The following is an 18,498-nucleotide window of genomic DNA, read 5'->3' as shown; positions in this document are numbered from 1 at the left end:
AAATTAGGATTGGCTGACGATAGAAATTCCTGTAAGCTCACAATGCTTCCAAAAACTCGGATAAGATTTATTCACCACAGATGGATCTTCTATGCTCACTCGGGTTTTGGTGATCAAAGGCATAAAAGCCATCGCCATTCTATGGTCTTCGTAAGTGTGAATTTTTACTTCAGCCGGCATAGTAACTGATGGGATGACCTGATAAACTTCAGGTTCTACTTCTTTCAAATCCGCATTGAACTTCGCCAACTCTTGTTGAAGGGCGTAAATTCGGTCGGTTTCCTTGATTTTCAGACTTTCCAATCCTGTGAAAGTAGCATTTTGACCTAAGATGGCACAAGTCACCGCAATGGTCTGTGCCAAGTCTGGACAATGCGTGAAATCCCAATGTTTTAAACCTTTTACCGGCTGCTTTTCCAAGAGAACTCCACCGTCCTTAAAAGTGCTTTTTACGCCTAGTTGCCCCATGATTTCCACCACAGCAGAGTCACCCTGAAGACTGTTTTCTTTCAAACCAGAAAGAAAAAGCTCACCGGAATCGGCGCAGGCCAATAAACTAAACCAGTATCCAGCACCTGACCAGTCACTTTCTACTGCGAAGGTGGTTGGTTGATAGGCTTGATGTGCAACAGTGATTTTATTGTCGATCCATTCGTAGCTGATTCCAAAATGAGACATGGTGTCCAAGGTCATTTCTATGTAAGATCGAGAGCCTACTTTTCCTTCCAATTCGAGCTCCAAACCTTTTGGAAGCAATGGGGCGATCATCAGCAAAGCCGAAATATATTGGCTGGAAACGTCTCCTCGGATTTTTACTTTCTCGCTTTTTTGCTCCGAAAGGCCATGAATCGCCATAGGAGGATATCCTTCCACTCCCAGGTAATGAATTTCAGCTCCAATAGTTCTAAGCGCATCCACCAAAATCCCGATTGGACGATCACACATCCGAGGAGTTCCAGTCATGACTTTGTTTTGATTGGTGATCGCAGCATAAGCGGTCAGAAATCGCATAGTAGTTCCCGCGTCCAGAACATCGAAAACCGGTGGGTTTTTCTCCAGCAAAGAGATCATCGTCTGCGTGTCACGGGCCTCAGCAAGGTTGCTCAGCTTGTTTTCCCCTTCAGTTAATGCATCGATGATAAGAACACGATTTGATTCGCTTTTGGAAGAAGGAAGTGGGATATGGGTAGCCGAAAAATCTGATTTTTGGGCCAGATGGATGGTTTCCATTGTTTCAGTGGTCAAAATATTGGTAATTAGGTCTGAGGTAAATTTTGATAATAATGGATAGCTTCCCGGATTTCCTCACGGGCAACCGGAATATTATAGGTGCAATCGCCGATAGAACTTAGCAAAGAAAACATCAATTCTTTTCCTTCGTTTTTCTTGTCTTGCAGGCAATAGTCAAGAACCTCCGGAAGATCAGTTTCCAGAATTTCTACTTTGCCATACACTTTCAAAAAGGCGGTTTGAATTTGCATCACTTCCGCCATCGAAAGGTCTAATTTCTTGTGTGAGAGCCAGGCTTCGCAAATCATGCCAACAGCGATGGCTTCTCCATGTAATAAATGTCTAGGTCCATCCAAAAAGTACGTTTCAAAAGCATGACCTATCGTATGCCCAAAATTCAAGATTTTGCGCAAGCCAGCTTCCTTAGGATCTTCTTCGACCACAGATTTTTTGATCTCAACAGAATGATGGATTAGCGGAGTCCAATAGGAATTGCTCCAGTTTTCAAAATTCAGACTTTCGAAATAGCTCTTATCCCGGATCAACCCGTGTTTGATGATCTCGGCAAAGCCTGATCTAAGCTCTTGCTGAGGTAAAGTTTTTAGGAATTCTGAGGCAACAATTACCGTCTCTGGTTCATTGAATACGCCCAAGTGATTTTTTAATCCCTCGAAATCCACTCCTAATTTTCCGCCTACACTGGCATCTACTTGCGAAAGCAGGGTAGTGGGCATATTGATAAAGCGAATTCCTCTTTTGTAAATACTGGCGCAAAAACCACCCATATCGCCCAAAACTCCACCTCCTATATTCAGGAAAAGTGCTTTTCTATCAAGTTGAGCTTCCGTCATGGCAGCCCAGATTTGCATGCAGGTGGTTATGGTTTTGTTTTTCTCGCCAGAGTCAATGGTGAAAAAGGTACTGTTGGAAGGGAAAACTTCTTCGACCAAGGGGAGGCAATGTTCCTTGGTGTTTTCATCTGTAAGTATAAAAAGACTGGAAAATTTGATCTCACCGAGTACAGCAGTCAAATCCACAGATGCATTTTCAGAAAAGATAATTGAGTTCACGAGAACGGGATTTTATAGAGTCTGAAATTTGAGTAAAAATCTGAGGAGAAATATTCTCCCCAGATTTACTATAAGCTCAGTAATTATGGATTTACTTTTTCACCGGGTCAGCTTCTCTAAGCTGCTTTTCCTGGCGCTTTACTGACTCTTCATGGATACAATAAAGCAACTCACGCATGAATTTCTCGCTAAGGTTTTTGGCTACTCCCTTTTGGGTACGTCCTTCCATTACTTCTTTCCAACGGTCAGACTGAAAAACGGACAGGTGGTGCTCTCTTTTATGGGCTCCGATCTGGTCGATCACAGCAAATCTTTCCTGAAGAATGTCCAATAATTGGTCATCTAAGTGATCTACAGCTCTTCTCAGGTCGTTCAGACGCTCACTTGGCTGCTCAGATTCCAAAGGTTTTTTGAAATCGATAGCCGAAAGAATTTCTTTCAAGCGTGCCGGTGTTACCTGCTGTTTTGCGTCAGACCAAGCGTTGTCTGGATCGTGGTGAGTTTCGATCATCAAACCATCCAAGCCGAAGTTCATCGCCTTCTGGGAGATTTCAAGAATTCCGTCTCTTTTACCTACGATGTGAGAAGGGTCATTTATTACTTCCATTCCAGTCCACACACGTTTCAAGTGCATTGGCATAGACCAATTTGGCTTATTTCTGTATCTCTTGTCGTAAGCGTCTGAGAATCCTCTGTGGATCGCTGCCAGTTTAGTAAGTCCTACCGCATGGAATCTTTCCAATGCTCCCATCCAAAGATCAAGATCAGGGTTCATTGGGTTTTTTACCATCACTGGGATATCAGAACCTTTCAATGCGTCCGCAATTTCCTGAACTGCGAAAGGGTTTACGGTAGTTCTGGCGCCTACCCAAACCACATCTACCTTGTTTCTTAGGGCGATTTCAGCATGAGCTGCATTCCCCACTTCTACCGTGATAGGGATATTCAGGTGGTGACGAACGATCTCCATCCACTTTAGTCCTTCTTCTCCTATACCTTCGAAGCTTCCCGGTCTGGTTCTTGGCTTCCAGATTCCGGCACGGAACATAGAAGGAATTACATTGTTTTCCTTCATCTCGATACAGATCTGCTCGATCTGCTCTGGAGTCTCTGCGGAGCAAGGTCCTGCGATGATGGTAGGGCCTGTAAGTCCTAGGCCCCAGTCTTTGATTTGCTTGTGTTCTTTCATACTACTGAGCTTTAAATGAAAAAAGCCCGACTCTTTCGAATCGGGCTTTATGTGTTATATTTTGTTTCTTAGTTTAGGCAAGGCAATACACAACTCCGATTCGATTTTGTCTTCGAAAGTAAAAGTAAAAGAAGCTAAAATATGTCGCTGCTGTGTTTAACATGTGCCAAATGTAAAGTGGTGATTTTTAAAATCAAAATTAATTTTTTGCCAGTCAGATTATTTAATCGGCAATGATTCAGGCTTTTTGTTGAATATTTCTAAATCTTTACGGATTCTGACATGCTTTCAGAATTATATTTTGATTTTATTCTAAAAACCTTTCTTAATATCCGGAAAAAATATTTTGGAATAATTTAAAAATGTCTGAGATGGCAAAGGAGAAAGGATATTGGTTTAAGGCATTTCAAAACATCTTGAATTTGTCTTAAATCAAAATGGAATGTTGATATATCTCTAAGATTGACTTTTGTGATTTTCAAAATCTTTTGGATAAGATGCAGGAAATATTCCCGTAGAAACTCAAGGTAAATTACTAGTTAGAAATTAGCGTCAATGAACGGTTTACTCTTCTCAACTGACACAATACCCATGTCTTGGGTCTAGTGTCTCAGGCCTATTTTCACCCATTCAATTATCCCAACAAAAGGAACCCAAAAGCAGTTTTTTTAATATCTTTGCAGCTTTATTTCTGGAATATGCCCGCCAAACCCAATATTTCTTTTGAGAACTTAAAGGTTGCCTTTGCCTCAAAAAGTAATGCAGAACTCAGGAACATGTACCTGGTTTTTGCCATGTTGAATAATAAGTTCGTGTCTGATCTGGGAATTGCCCTGACCAATATTGGCTTTAAACTTCATCTACCTATTAAAGGGATCATGAAGAAGACGATGTTTGGGCACTTCTGTGGAGGAGAAACAATCGCAGAAAGTACTGAAGCTGCAAAGAAATTAGCTGAATTTGGCGTGGAAAGCACGCTGGATTATTCGGTGGAAGGTGAGGGAGATGAAGCGAGTTATGATCTGACCTGTGCTGAGATTTTGAAAACTATTGAGAAAGCGGAGAATCAGGATTCTTTGCCTTTTGCTGTTTTCAAAGTGACTGGCTTGGGTGATTACGAGATCATGATCAAAGTGCAGGCAGGCGAGACCCTATCTAAGGATGAAAGTCTGGCTTTCGAAAGAATGAAAAACCGAGTGGATCAATTGTGCAACGCGGCTTTTCAGAAGGGAATAAAAATATTAGTTGATGCCGAGGAATCTTGGTTTCAGGATGTGATAGATGACTTGGCATACGAGGCCATGGAAAAGTACAACCGTGAAACCTGTATCGTATATAATACCTATCAGATGTATCGGCACGATATGCTTGGGCGTCTCAAAGAAGCTGAGGCTGTTGCTAGAGCTAAGGGGTATTTGCTGGGAGCCAAATTGGTTCGTGGTGCATATATGGAGAAGGAAGGAGAACGTGCAGCCGAAATGGGCTATGTAAGTCCAATCCAGCCAAGCAAATCGGCAACTGATACGGATTATAATCTCGGTGTTGAGTTTTGCATAGAAAATGGCGTTTACTTGGTAAGTGGCTCGCATAACGAAGCAAGTAATCATCTCGTGGTGGAGCTGATAGAAAAGCATGGAATAGAGAAGGATTCTGACCGTGTTTTCTTTGCGCAGCTTTATGGAATGAGTGATAATATTTCCTTTAATCTGGCGGATGCGGGGTATCGGGTATTGAAATATGTCCCTTATGGTCCAGTGGAAAAGGTAATGCCTTACTTGATCCGTAGAGCTTCGGAAAACTCCAGTATAGCGGGGCAAAGCAGTCGGGAGTTCCTTTTGATAAAAAAGGAGATGGAGAGAAGGAAGAAAAAATAATTGCTTGATGTCCGATGTCGGGTGACCGGTGTTAGATGATGATAGTAAAATAGTGTGAGATAGAAAGCTGAAAGGTGATAAAGTTGCAAAGAAGTGGCTTACATCGGACATCGGTCACCTGACACCCAACAAAATAAAAAGAACAACAAATCTCAAATTAAAAAGAATGCAACTTTTGAGCGAACAGGAAATAGAAAGACGTAAAGATCGGGAAGAACTGATGAAACTGGGGATCAATCCCTATCCAGCTGAGTCATTTCCGATCAATGTCACTGCGGAGGATATTCAGCGTAACTATGAAAATCGCAAAAATGACTACAAGAGCATTTCGATAGCAGGTCGTTTGATGAGCCGTAGAATCATGGGTTCGGCTTCTTTTGGAGAAATTCAGGATGCCACTGGTCGTCTGCAATTCTATGTCCGCCGGGACGATATCTGCGAAGGCGAAGACAAAACTTTATATAATTCAGTATTCAAAAAGCTCTTGGGAATCGGTGATTTCCTTGGCTTGAAAGGCTATATTTTTACTACTCAGACTGGCGAGATTTCTCTTCACGTAACGGAATTGACCGTGCTTTCTAAGTCGGTGAAGCCACTTCCTGTGGTGAAAAGAGACGAGGATGGCAATGTGCACGATGGATTTACAGATCCTGAGCTAAGATACCGACAACGCTATGTGGATATGACGGTGAATCCGGAGGTGAAAAAGACTTTTATCACCCGCTCCAGAATCATCACCCAGATGCGTCGCTATTTCGACGACCATGGATGGCTGGAAGTGGAGACTCCTATCCTTCAGGCTGTGCATGGAGGAGCTGCCGCAAGTCCTTTCAAAACCCATCACAATAGCTTGGATATGCCGCTTTACCTGAGGATTGCGAATGAGCTGTATCTGAAGCGATTGATTGTAGGTGGTTTTGATGGGGTGTATGAGTTTGGGAAAATGTTCCGAAACGAAGGCATGGACCGCACGCACAACCCTGAATTCACTTCCATGGAAATCTATGTGGCCTATAAGGACTACATCTGGATGATGGAAATGGTGGAGGAAATGATCGAGCAGGTTTGTCAAGCGATTCATGGCAAAACAAAAATCAAAGTAGGTAAGAGCGAGATTGAATTTGCAGGGCCATACAGAAGATTGACCATGTACGATTCCATCAAGGAATATGCTGGTGTTGACGTCAGTAAGCTGGATGAGGAAGGACTTCGTCAAGTCTGCGCGGACTTGGGTATAGAGACCGATGCTTCTATGGGCAAAGGCAAACTGGTGGACGAGATCTTCTCTGAGAAGGTGGAGGCCAACTTGATCCAGCCAACCTACATCACAGATTATCCTATAGAGATGACGCCTTTGGCGAAAAAGCACAGAACGGAGCCAGGTTTGGTGGAGCGTTTTGAGCTGTTTGTGAATGGAAAAGAAATAGGAAATGCTTATACCGAGCTTAACGATCCTATTGATCAGCGTGAGCGTTTCGAGGATCAGTTGAAACTTGCTGAGCGTGGTGATGATGAAGCGATGGCGATGGATGAGGACTTCCTTCGTGCCTTGGAATACGGAATGCCTCCAACCTCAGGTTTGGGAATCGGTATTGACCGTCTAACTATGCTGATGACAAATAATACTACCATTCAGGAAGTATTATTCTTCCCTCAGATGAGACCAGAGAAAAAGCAGGTGGAAATGACTGAGGAGGAAAAAGGAATCTTCGAATTGCTGAAAGCAGAATCTCCAGTGGCTATAGCTGACCTGAAAGGAAAAGCTGGACTAAGCGGGAAGAAATGGGATGTAGCGATGAAAGGCCTTACGGGCAAGGGAGTTGCGAAAGTGACGAAGGATGGTGATGCGATTACTGTATCGCTAATAGATTAATTCCTGACTGATAGATAAGTGAAAACCGGGCTGAAAGGCTCGGTTTTTTTTATTGCCAACGTGAGTGTCCTCACTCACGACTTCCTATCTCCTTATTCATACCCTTCACTAAAGCCGATCAGCTTTCAAACCTATTCCTCTCACCCTTCCACAGGGAAATATATACTGATCTCCGTTCCTTTGCCCACTGAACTTTTGGCAGTGATATAGCCCCGATGGTTTTTTACGATTTTCTTACACAGCGCTAATCCCACACCAGATCCACTGTACTCTGTGGCAAGATGAAGTCGGGTGAATACATTAAAAATAGACTCAGCGTATTTCTGCTCAAAGCCAATTCCGTTGTCAATCACTTTTATCAAATAATACGACTCATCTTTAGTAGTGGGGTAGGCCACGGGTTTTTGCTTTGCCTTTATTTGGATTTCAATCGGCACATCCGTTTTTGAATATTTGATGGAATTGGAAATCAGGTTAGAGAAAAGTTGCTTCAGGAAAAAAGGTACACCCATTATCTGAGGCAGGCTTCCTACTTTTAATTCGATTGCTTCTGAATCTTCTGTAAGTTCATCCGCTACTAGTCCTACCAGTTGATTTAAACCGACAAGCTCAAAATCCTCCTCAGAATATTTCAGACGTGTATATTTCAAAATATCTTGAAGTAAAGTCTGCATACGCTCCGCAGAAATATTGAGACGTTTCAGCGATTTTTGCGCAGCTTCCGGTATCTCATCTTCGTAGAGCAAGTGCGATGAAATGAGTTGCATCTTACGAAGTGGCTCCTGCAAGTCATGCGAACTGATCCAGTTCATATTCTCAAGTTCGGCATTTGCCTCTTTGAGCATTTCACTGAGCTTGCGATATTTTTGCTCTTCCTGGGTGATTTTGATCAAATTGATCTGTCTCTGCAAGCCATTTGAATAGGCGGCGGCAGTATCCAGTTCAGGCTGAAGCCATGGCTTACTGGTACAATTCACTATTTCCTTCCACAATTCAAAGGAGTTTCTCGGAGACAATCCTTTTTTGTCCAGAATGATCGATTTGCTTGGATCGCCTGCCCAGTTTACTTCTGTCTTGGTCTCTGATCTATACCAAATGATGCAATTGCTGCCTTCCATGTCTAAGGAGTGATAGACTGCTCCTGCGGTGTTTTCGCAAAGGCTAGCGTAATCAGGTAAAATATCCAGAAGCTTGCTCGTACTGATACTTGAGTTTTCGGTGTATTCAGCAAAGTAGCCAGCAAGAAATTTCACTTCATCTTCTGATGGAGTCACACCATTTAGATAGACTTTGCCTTCAAAAACAAGCGAAACACCATTTGCATTGCAAAGTCCCAGTAGTTCTGGTTTTTTGATCAATTCGGCAAATGACGCTGGGTTATCAGAAAGTTCGAAAGCATCCATTTTATCAAAAGCCGCATTTACTTTTCTGGATACTTCATATTCCTCATTGGATTGCCTAACGTCGATCTGAGAAGTGATGAAATGTCCCTGAAGCTGAGCGGCAAGTCTCATTTCAGGCGTTAGATTTTTGGGTGAATAATGATGGCAAGCGATCAGTCCCCAAAGTCTTTGCTTATAAATCAAAGAAATGGTAAGCGTAGCCCCTACACCCATATTGTGTAGGTACTGCACGTGAATAGGAGAGGTGCTTCGTAAAATAGAGAGGCTAAGGTCTAGGGTTTTGTCCTCTTTATCGTCTAATGTATAAATCGGTACTGGCGAATAATCAATATCTGTGATTATCCTCAATAAGTTTTTCATGTAAAGCTCCCTTGCCTGAGGAGGGATATCCGTATGCGGATAGTGTAATCCCAAAAATGGCTCTAGGTCTTCGCGGCAGCTTTCCGCAAATACTTCCCCGTTGTAATTTCCATCAAATCTATAGATCATCACCCGGTCATAGCCTGTAATTTCACGAGTTCCTTTGGCCACTAGGCCACAGAGATCTTGGAGACTCTGGGTGGTGTGCATATAAGAAAGGAATTGGGAGGTATGATCATATACCTCATTTACTTGCTTCGCTACAGAATTGATAGGCTCAGCCTCTACGATAACGGTAGCGTTACTTTTGTGTACCGTGCAGAGAAATTCCTTTCCCAATAAGATCGTTTTGAGAAGGAGAGATGACAGCATTCTGTCCTTGGAGATGTAATCCAATAATTCGGTTTCCGCATCCTCTCCGAAGGCATCTCCAAAGGTTTTCCCCAATAAATCAGTATGGGTTTTCCCAATAAATACAGACGTATTGGCACTACAGTAGTCAATCAGAAGTGAATCTTCCTTAAGCCCCATAAGAAATCCGTTGGGCTGGATGCTTCCCGGAATGTGTATAGGTTCCTGCTCACAATTGGTTAGGTTAACTATTTCCCGGTTGACAATGTCTTTTACCTTCATAGATACTAAGGCTTGATTCCCCCTTCAAAGTGATTTTTTATTGCCTGAAAAGTATAGTTAGCTCCTGCGATTATCTCGTCGGGATTTGCATTATATTTTTCATAGGTTACGAGCGTAGTCATGAAATTTTTCCACAATAAGCCAGTTTCCTCTCCATATCCTGAGAAATAGGCTGCACCAGAATCTTTATCATACCCGAGTTGCTTATGAATGTGTTTGTAAATTACGCGTCCGCCGAGCGATGATCCTTCGATCACATAAAGTACTCCAAGTGCAAAAGCGGTGGAGATGTTCATTGCTAAGTTCTTGAAAACTGGAGTGCAGCAAGGCTTAGCGTAACCAAGCTGCATGAAATCTAGCTCGATTAGCTTTGTTTTGTGGCGCTTTTCCAAATCCTCAATCTCTGAGCTGAGCAGTGGGAATACGGTGGTTTCCACCTCCCTAATCACATCATGCATGAGATCCATATACTTCAGATAATCCTCTCTAGTGACCCCTGGCTTCAGAATGGATTGGGGAATTTGGAGATCTTCCAGTTCCTGATGCAGCCTGGCCGTGGCCTCTTTTAGTCTTTGGGGAAAAGAACTAGTGGAAACTGCGTTACTCATGCAGGCAAGCGATTAATTGTTATTATAAAGGTAATTGCTGTGATCGGCTATGAAATCACTCCAGTTAATATTGAGCGTGTGCTCAATGGATTTACGAAGAAGCTTAAAATTCTCTGCTTTAGGCAAGTAATAGTTCGCTCCCAACTCCCTCGTCTTTTCGATGATTAATTCATCTTTGGTGGTAGAAAACATAATTATGGGCAGTGTAGCATGTCTTTCTGACCTTCTTAAGGTCTGTAGTACTTCTAAGCCACTCATACCGGGCATGTTAATGTCCAAGAAAAGCAGGTGAGGATTCGGAGGAGGATTGTCTAGTGCATAGAGCAATTGATCACCGTTCATATGGGTCACTACGGCATAATCATCCGTAATCATCTTCACGATGGACTTGAAAAATTCCAAGTCATCAATGTCGTCATCTGTATAAAAGATTGTGAGCTTTTCGTTCATGGGCAGGTTTTACAGTACACACCTTACTGTACTGTAATGCAAAGATATTAGAAATAATATAGATATACTTTGGTATTGTGATCGATGGTTACTAAATAAACTAAACTTTGTTTAATCTATAAAATCAGTGAATTAGGCATTTTATTAACGAAGCTTAGTCGCCTTTAGCCTATCAAATCTGGAATTCCATCAATTAAGAACCTTGGGAATCAGCATAGCCAAATACTTTTTGCAATAAAAGTGTACTTCTGGCAGCTGCATTTTCACGGATTTTCAACTCCTCTTTTGCAATCTCATAGAAAAGTCCGTCGATTGCCTTTTGCGTAACATACTTGGATAGATCTGCTTCAATAGGAGTCATCAGCGGGATCTTATTGTATCTGGTGATCACATCAGACCAGTATTTGGTAGCGCCTACTTTAGTCAGGCTACTTTCGATGATCGGCTTGAATTTGCCCTCCAGCGAAGAAGTGGTTTTGTTCTCAAAGTATTGCGTAGCTGCATTGTCAGCACCTAATAGGATGTTCTTGACATCGGTAATACTCATGTCTTTTATGGCTGCTACAAATATCGGTTTTGCCTCGATAGCAGCATCTTCAGCAGCACGGTTTACACTAGTAATGACTTGATCACATAGACTGCCAAGTCCTACCGAACGAAGCGTGTTTTCCACTTTTTTGGCTTCCTCAGGAAAAACGATCTTGATAGCCAAATTGCCTAAATACCCATCTTCTTTTGATAGTCGATCTGAAGCGTAGCTGGTGCCATATTCCAGCGCTTGTTTCAGTCCGGAATTGATCTCAGAATCTGTAGGAGTGCCCAAGTCCAAAGATTTACTTATTTGGGTTAGCGTCTCGCAGCTTCCCAGGAAAAGCGCGCTGGTAATGGCAAAAATACAGGAAAGTTTTTTGAATATAGTATTTTCTAATTTCATTGGATTTGGCTTAGGTGATGCTACCTGTCTTCAACAATGATACCCAATTAAGATTTGGGGTTTTAATAGCTAAACTATCTGTTAATATGATGGAAAAAACACATGCTATTGTTTTTCATTTTTTTAATAAATAGCTTTTAATTTTTGAGATATGACAATAATTACTTAAAATAGATGCTAAAGTGTTAATAAAATGAATTTAAGACTTAATTCCGAATTCGGCACGCTCAAAGCTGTTTTGATGCATAGACCAGGGAAAGAAATTGACCGATTGACTCCCTACAACAAGGAGTTTTTGCTGTTTGATGATGTGCCTTATCTGGAGGCGTTGCAGCAGGAGCACGATACTTTTTCAAATTTAATCAAGGAATCTACCGGAGCAAAAGTCTATCAGTTGCGTGAGCTGTTGATTCGTGTGCTTTATGATCAGAAGATTTTACTCCAGCTGATGCAGGAGTCCTTGAAGCGCTCTGGGATGGTGCATCTGGCTGAGGATATTTTGGAGCGTTATTCCACTGCAGAATGTGCTGGGATTTTAACAGCAGGACTAAAGGTGCACGAACTGCGTCGGAAATTGCCCAAACTGAACGCAGGTGAACTGATGGAGTTTGCGTTTGTGATTTCGCCTTGTCCCAACTTGTATTTCCAGCGGGATCCAATGGCAATAACCCCTGGTGGGATTATTTTTTCCAGTATGCAAAAAGAAGGAAGGCAGCGGGAGGCAGATCTGCTTCGGACTATTTTTGAGAATCATATGGATTTTAAAGATAATATCCATCAATTGTATCCAGTCTTGGGACATGATAATCCGCCAAGTATAGAAGGCGGAGATGTGATAATCTTATCTCAGAAGGCAGTAGCAATCGGAAACTCAGAGCGTACCGAAGAAAAAGCAATCTATCATGCCGCTAAAGCATTGCTAGCTGAAGGGACTGTGGAGCGAGTTTATGAAGTGCATCTTCCTCAAAAGCGGCAATTTATGCACTTGGATACGGTGTTTACTATTCTGGATGAAAACTTGGTGCTCACCTATCCAGATGCGATGAATGCTGTTTTGCAAACCTCCCTATATACTCTAAAAGAGATCAAGGATGATAAAGTCCACATCAAGCGGGAGGTGCTAAAGGAGTCTCTTTTGACGATTTTGGAACGAGAAATTCCTCATTTGGAAATCCTGCATACTGCCGCGGGCAATCCGGATTATGCTATGCGTGAGCAGTGGTTTGATGGAGCGAATGTTTTTGCCATCGGCCCGAGAAGGGTGATTTCTTACAATCGAAATATCCACACAAACAGGGCTTTACGGAATATGGGTGTGGAGGTATTGGAGATTCCTTCTTCTGAACTTTCCCGAGGTCTGGGAGGACCTAGGTGCATGACGATGCCGATTAGTAGGTCGAGAGTTTAGGGATTAGTTGTCAAAAAACGACCTTCTCCTAGACACCTTCAAATCCTGTAGGATCGTGGACTTCACCCGAATGTCAATATTGTAAGAAGTAAATGCTCCGAAAGGAACCCAGTTGACATTCATCTGCCAGCAGTGAAGATCCCTGGCGATACCCACCATGGTCTGTGTAAGTTTTTTCGTTTGGGCATCAAAGCCCGTGTTGAAGTTTACCGCCCATTTCTCAGATAGTTTAAAATCGCCTCTCACGCTGACTGTTTGAGTGATTCTTTTGGTTCCTGAAACCTGATTGCTATAGGCTAGGACGTAGCCAAAAGACATATTCCAAGGGATATCCCAGTCTATGTACTGACTTGGATCAGTTGCAATTCTGTTGATTTCACTTTCTACAAATTCATTCATTACTCCACCTTGCTGCATAAATTCACTTGTCAGTTCATCTTTTACTTCTCCCGGGTTTTGCGCGTTGCTAGGATTGATGGATGCATTCATATTTAAAGAAGCAGTTCGTATAGTCCCGATTCCCTGTCCACTTTTCCAGGCATATTCGTTGATAGAACGGGTAACTTCCGCTCCACTTGAATTGATAAATCTGCCTGTAGCATAAGGGTCAAGTGAAGTGCTCATGTTTACAGAAAGCTTTCTGTCAAAAAAGCTAGTTCGGGCGCTGATCCGGATAGGAGCCAGGTTAAATGAATCTGCTGCGAAATTATAGCTGGAGTTCAGATCGATGTTTTCAAGGATTGGGATCTTTTTAGTGGCGTTTTCCTCAGTAGAATCGTTTTTGTCTAGGACTTTTGCTTCCAGTACATTTCGGATGCTGAATGCCATCGACCTGCTTTCTCCCAGCCGGGCACCTCCATAAGAGAACCCTTGGTAGCGGTCAAATAGCCGTGTGTCCCCTTCATTGTTGATTTGCACCTCTTGGAAATATCCCAAAGAAGGATCAGAGAAATCAGGCGAAAAGTTAAAACTTAAAGTAGGCTGAATGTGCTGTCGTATGGTTTGAATTTTACCTTTCTTGAAGTTGAAAAAACCATAAATATTCGTGTTCATAGCGAAGGAGGTGGAATACGACGTGACCCGATGAAATCCATCCTCCATGATTTTATCAACTCTTTCTTCAGCTGGATTGTAGAAATAATTTATTCTCTTGAGATACCATAGTTCGGTAAGATCGAAGGAGGTAGTAGCAGTGAAGTATTTGAATAACCTGAAACTAGAATTTAACGGAACTCTATTTCTTGCCCCATTATTCGCATTCTGCAAAAGGTAGCCAAAATTCGAAGGCGTAAATGGTACCAGTTCCGGTTCTTCTGTATTGTCCACCAAGTCAGGATCCACACCGAATTCCTGCGTCACTTTGTTGGTAATGGAATTTTGAAGATCAAAAGTGTAGCCGATGTTTAAGTTTTTCAAAGGCTCAAAGTTCATGTTTTTGAACGGACTCTGCCTATTCATACTTAGATTCATGCTAGGCAAGGTCAGCTGAACTTCTCCGGTCTGCACACTTTGCGAGTGTCTCATGCTAGCGCCAAAGGAGAAAGGGGTGCCAGTGAAAGTTTTGGAATAGGTAATAGTAGAAGATAAATCCGAGGTCACATTATTAGTGAAGTTATTCGGGTTTACGATGTTGTTGAAATAACTTGTGGAGCCTGCATTCACTGTGGCAGAGAACCGGCTGTTTCCCCGTGTTTCAGGATTATGAGACCACTGTATTCGGAAGGTATTGTAATCGACGGGATTCAGTTCTGTTTCTGGGGACCTGAACTTTTGAAAGTCAATATTAAAAGAACCGGCAAATCTGTACCGCTTTTTATACACAGCCTGTGACTTGAGTCCCCAGCCACCATTTGAATAAATATCGCCAGTAACTCTAGCATGAATATAATCGTTGATGGCAAAATAGTACCCTAAATCACGGAGGTAAAGCCCTCTTTTTTGCTCCTGACCATAGGAAGGAAAAATCAATCCCGAGGCCTTCTCTTCCGGTGTATTTGGTAAGATCCCAAAGGGCAAGCCTAGCGGGGTAGGAATGCCATTGAAGTAAAGGTTAAATGGCCCCGCAACTACCTGTCCGCCTTCTACAGATTTGATTTTATTAGCAGCTACATGATAATGAGGGGTAGTGAGTGTACAGGTAGAGTAGTAGCCGTTAGCTAAATAAACACTGCCATCTTGTGTTTTCTTGATGGTTTCACCACGCAGGATTCCGTCTTGCTGCTCAGTGACTACATCCTTGATGATGGCTTTCTGGGTTTTGAAATTATACTTCATTTCCTTTCGGATCTCATAACTGGAATTTCCATCCTTGAAGAATGGATTTCCGGTTATATTTCCCAAGCTATCGGTGACCCCGGAAGCATAGAGTTCGGAGTTTTTCCAATCAATGATAATCAGATCAGCTTCCAAGCGCATGGTCCCGTACTCAAACCAGGCTTGCTTGTGGAGATAGACTTTGTTCTCAGTGAAATCCGAGACGATACTATCTTCACCGTAATAAGTAATATCTGTGGTGATATCACTGCTGGGCATAATTTTTGTCGAATCAGAAAGTGCGAGCGTATCTGAAGGATTTGGGATAGTATCCAAATTGATCAGATCTCGCAAAGGCGGCATCAATGTATCGGGAAGCGTCAACGGTTTCTCCTCCGCTTTGCGAACGGGGTCTTGTGCAGTCGCTAGTAGCGGAACAATCAATAGCCCAAAAAAGCAAAATAAAAAGAGCCTGAATCCCTGCACTGTTGCTTACGCTTTATTTAATTTGAGTGAAATTTCGTGTAAAGTTAATTTTATTGCCCTCATGGAACGGTCCAAAAACAAAAAAATTCTTCTTAGTCTGATTTTATCTATTCCCTTTGTATTTGGCGGATTTATTACAAATGATTCAATGACGCCCTCTTTTAAAATGACAAAGATAGTTCTAGATGCTGGCCACGGAGGTAAAGATCCTGGCAATCTGGGGTCTAGGTCAAAAGAAAAGGACATTAATTTAGCAGTCACTCTATTAGTTGGTAAATACATTAAGGAAAATCTTCCAGATGTAGAAGTTATCTACACAAGGGATGACGACAGTTTTCCGACATTGAAAGAGCGACCTATGATCGCTAACAATAACAAGGCACATCTCTTTGTTTCCATCCACTCCAACTCTGCAGCAAATAAATCAGCGTTTGGGACGGAGACTTTTGTAATGGGTACAAAGCATTTTGATGCAAACTTCGATATAGTTAAACGAGAAAACTCGGTGATCCTTTTGGAAGATAACTACGAGGAAAATTATGAAGGGTTTGATCCCAAGTCTCCAGAATCTTACATGATGTTCAATTTAATGTCAAAAGTGCATTTCGAGAACTCTGTTACTCTGGCTGATCACGTGGAAACACAGTTCAAAGATCGGGTTGGTCGTAAAAGCCGAGGAGTGAAACAAGGGCCTTTCTATGTACTTTGGACGCCATCTATGCCCTCTGTATTAGTGGAATTGGGTTTTTTGTCTAATTCAACTGAGGAGCAATTCCTAATGAGCCAACAAGGAAAAGAATACATGGCTTCGGCGATTTATCGCTCTATTAGAGATTACAAAGAGTCAATTGAGAAAAATTGATTTTCATAATATTTAACATTTCAGAGCCCTTTTCTTTTTAGGAGAGGGCTTTTTTATGAGGTTTTCAAAATTCTGTTCTGAGACTGAATACTGAGACTGTCACCTTAAATACCACAACTGTTAGCTTTTTCTTTTTTAACTTGGAAGCGTAACCATTTGCAAAAAGCAAGGGTTATGATTTCTAAACCCAAATTTGACTGAAGACAATGACTACCGGAAATTCTAATCCAACGATGGACAGTTTACTCCATGATTTACAGGCAAAATATGAGCAAGTAAAGCTCGGTGGAGGTGCCAAAAGAATAGAAAAAGAACATGCCAAAGGCAAGCTTACCGCCCGTGAACGAATTGACTACCTGCGAGATAAGGGTACAGATTTTTTAGAAGTTGGAGCTTTTGTCGCTGATGGAATGTACCAAGAAGAAGGAGGATGCCCTTCGGGCGGAGTGGTCACAGGGATTGGCTATGTAAGTGGGAGAATGTGTATGATTGTAGCCAATGACGCGACGGTGAAGGCTGGAGCTTGGTTTCCAATGACTGCTAAGAAAAACCTACGTGCTCAGGAAATAGCCATGGAAAACCAGCTTCCTGTGATCTACCTAGTTGATAGTGCAGGCGTTTTCCTTCCCATGCAAAATGAGATTTTTCCAGACAAGGAACACTTCGGAAGACAGTTCAGAAATAATGCTAAAATGTCCGCGATGGGAATAGTGCAGGTGGCAGCGATAATGGGAAGTTGTGTGGCTGGAGGCGCGTATTTACCCATTATGTCTGACGAAGCGATGATTGTGGATAAGACCGGCTCAATATTTTTGGCAGGTTCTTATTTGGTCAAATCAGCGATAGGAGAGACAATAGATAATGAGACCTTGGGAGGAGCGACTACACACTGCGAAATCTCTGGTGTCACAGATAATAAATACGATACAGATCAGGATTGCCTGGATGCTATTCGAAAGATTTTTGATAAAATAGGGCATAATCCTACTGCAGTTTTTGACCGGGTGGAAGCTCAGAAGCCAGGATTAACTGGCGAAGATCTAATAGCTTCGTTTCCCACTGAGCGAGTAAAGCCTTACGATATGCTGCAAATTGTGAAGGGGCTTGTCGATGCTGGTGACTTCGATGAATATAAAGAAGAATATGGTAAAACATTGATTTGTGGAACTGCCAGAATTGATGGTTGGGCAGTAGGAATCGTAGCAAATCAGCGGAAGATCGTCAAAACTGCGAAAGGCGAAATGCAAATGGGAGGAGTGATTTATTCTGACTCTGCCGACAAAGCTGCCCGTTTTATTATGAATTGCAACCAGCGTAAAATCCCACTGGTATTCCTTCAGGATGTCAGCGGATTTATGGTCGGAAGCAAGGCAGAGCATGGAGGAATCATCAAAGACGGAGCGAAGATGGTGAATGCTATGGCTAACTCTGTGGTACCAAAATTCACTTTTATCCTTGGTAATTCGTACGGTGCTGGCAACTATGCCATGTGCGGCAAAGCCTATGATCCACGTCTGATTTACTCTTGGCCTACAGCTCAGATGGCAGTGATGTCTGGAGCGGCGGCGGCAAATACTTTGCTGCAGATCAAAGTAGCAGGATTGAAGAAGAAAGGGTTGGAGATCACTCCTGAAGATGAAAAGGAATTGCTGGACGAAATTACTTCAAAATACAATGAGGAATTAAGCCCTTTCTACGCAGCATCGAGACTTTGGGTGGATGGGGTAATTGATCCCAGAGAGACTAGGAAGGTGATCAGCATGGGAATAGAAGCTGCGAATCATGCGCCGATTACAGAAAGATTTAACGTCGGCGTGATCCAAACTTAAGCCGATTTTTAGTATCTTATTTTACAATTTTAAGCC

General features: G+C 42.3%; 13 protein-coding genes. 5 read left to right on the top strand and 8 right to left on the bottom strand.

All coding sequences use genetic code 11. The features are described from left to right. Positions 1-3 precede the first annotated feature (3 nt). From BM386_RS20105 to BM386_RS20095, 3 genes are all read right to left on the bottom strand, one after another. Positions 4-1,230: a 3-phosphoshikimate 1-carboxyvinyltransferase gene (locus tag BM386_RS20105; protein WP_091697485.1), complete on the bottom strand. Its 1,227-nt coding sequence runs from the start codon at positions 1,228-1,230 to the stop codon at positions 4-6. 26 nt (positions 1,231-1,256) lie between these two features. Then, on the bottom strand, positions 1,257-2,300 hold the full coding sequence (aroB, locus tag BM386_RS20100) for a 3-dehydroquinate synthase (protein ID WP_091697483.1): 1,044 nt from the start codon (positions 2,298-2,300) through the stop codon (positions 1,257-1,259). A 91-nt stretch (positions 2,301-2,391) separates the two neighbouring features. Further along, positions 2,392-3,489, bottom strand: coding sequence for a chorismate mutase (locus BM386_RS20095; RefSeq protein ID WP_091697482.1), 1,098 nt, complete (start codon positions 3,487-3,489; stop codon positions 2,392-2,394). A 698-nt stretch (positions 3,490-4,187) separates the two neighbouring features. On the opposite strand from BM386_RS20095, the gene BM386_RS20090 reads away from it, so the two are divergent. Both BM386_RS20090 and lysS read left to right on the top strand, forming a co-directional pair. Then, complete coding sequence (locus tag BM386_RS20090) at positions 4,188-5,363, top strand: proline dehydrogenase family protein (RefSeq protein ID WP_091697643.1); 1,176 nt, start codon at positions 4,188-4,190, stop codon at positions 5,361-5,363. Positions 5,364-5,529: 166 nt separating this feature from the next. Next, positions 5,530-7,236, top strand: coding sequence for a lysine--tRNA ligase (lysS, locus tag BM386_RS20085; protein WP_091697480.1), 1,707 nt, complete (start codon positions 5,530-5,532; stop codon positions 7,234-7,236). Positions 7,237-7,376: 140 nt separating this feature from the next. Here lysS and BM386_RS20080 read toward each other — a convergent pair whose 3' ends face one another. The 4 genes from BM386_RS20080 to BM386_RS20065 all read right to left on the bottom strand — a co-directional run bounded on the left by BM386_RS20080 (position 7,377) and on the right by BM386_RS20065 (position 11,624). After that, positions 7,377-9,632, bottom strand: coding sequence for an ATP-binding protein (locus BM386_RS20080; RefSeq protein ID WP_091697478.1), 2,256 nt, complete (start codon positions 9,630-9,632; stop codon positions 7,377-7,379). A gap of 5 nt (positions 9,633-9,637) precedes the next feature. Next, positions 9,638-10,240: a biliverdin-producing heme oxygenase gene (locus tag BM386_RS20075; RefSeq protein WP_091697477.1), complete on the bottom strand. Its 603-nt coding sequence runs from the start codon at positions 10,238-10,240 to the stop codon at positions 9,638-9,640. Positions 10,241-10,252: 12 nt separating this feature from the next. Beyond that, complete coding sequence (locus BM386_RS20070) at positions 10,253-10,690, bottom strand: response regulator (protein ID WP_091697475.1); 438 nt, start codon at positions 10,688-10,690, stop codon at positions 10,253-10,255. Between the two features lie 193 nt (positions 10,691-10,883). Continuing rightward, on the bottom strand, positions 10,884-11,624 hold the full coding sequence (locus BM386_RS20065) for a DUF4197 domain-containing protein (protein WP_091697473.1): 741 nt from the start codon (positions 11,622-11,624) through the stop codon (positions 10,884-10,886). 193 nt (positions 11,625-11,817) lie between these two features. On the opposite strand from BM386_RS20065, the gene BM386_RS20060 reads away from it, so the two are divergent. After that, positions 11,818-13,032: an arginine deiminase gene (locus BM386_RS20060; protein ID WP_091697471.1), complete on the top strand. Its 1,215-nt coding sequence runs from the start codon at positions 11,818-11,820 to the stop codon at positions 13,030-13,032. A 3-nt stretch (positions 13,033-13,035) separates the two neighbouring features. On the opposite strand, the gene BM386_RS20055 is transcribed toward BM386_RS20060, so the two are convergent. Beyond that, on the bottom strand, positions 13,036-15,771 hold the full coding sequence (locus BM386_RS20055; RefSeq protein WP_244545582.1) for a putative LPS assembly protein LptD: 2,736 nt from the start codon (positions 15,769-15,771) through the stop codon (positions 13,036-13,038). A gap of 61 nt (positions 15,772-15,832) precedes the next feature. Between BM386_RS20055 and BM386_RS20050 the strand changes: the two genes are divergently transcribed. Then, positions 15,833-16,633, top strand: a complete 801-nt coding sequence (locus BM386_RS20050) for an N-acetylmuramoyl-L-alanine amidase family protein (RefSeq protein WP_091697470.1) — start codon at positions 15,833-15,835, stop codon at positions 16,631-16,633. 233 nt (positions 16,634-16,866) lie between these two features. Next, positions 16,867-18,462 carry an acyl-CoA carboxylase subunit beta gene (locus tag BM386_RS20045; RefSeq protein ID WP_425285317.1) on the top strand — a complete coding sequence of 532 codons (1,596 nt, stop codon included), beginning with the start codon at positions 16,867-16,869 and terminating at the stop codon, positions 18,460-18,462. The last annotated feature ends 36 nt before the right edge of the window (positions 18,463-18,498 follow it).

Source organism: Algoriphagus locisalis (assembly GCF_900116615.1).
GTDB lineage: Bacteria > Bacteroidota > Bacteroidia > Cytophagales > Cyclobacteriaceae > Algoriphagus > Algoriphagus locisalis.
This window is presented reverse-complemented; position numbering and strand designations above follow the sequence as displayed.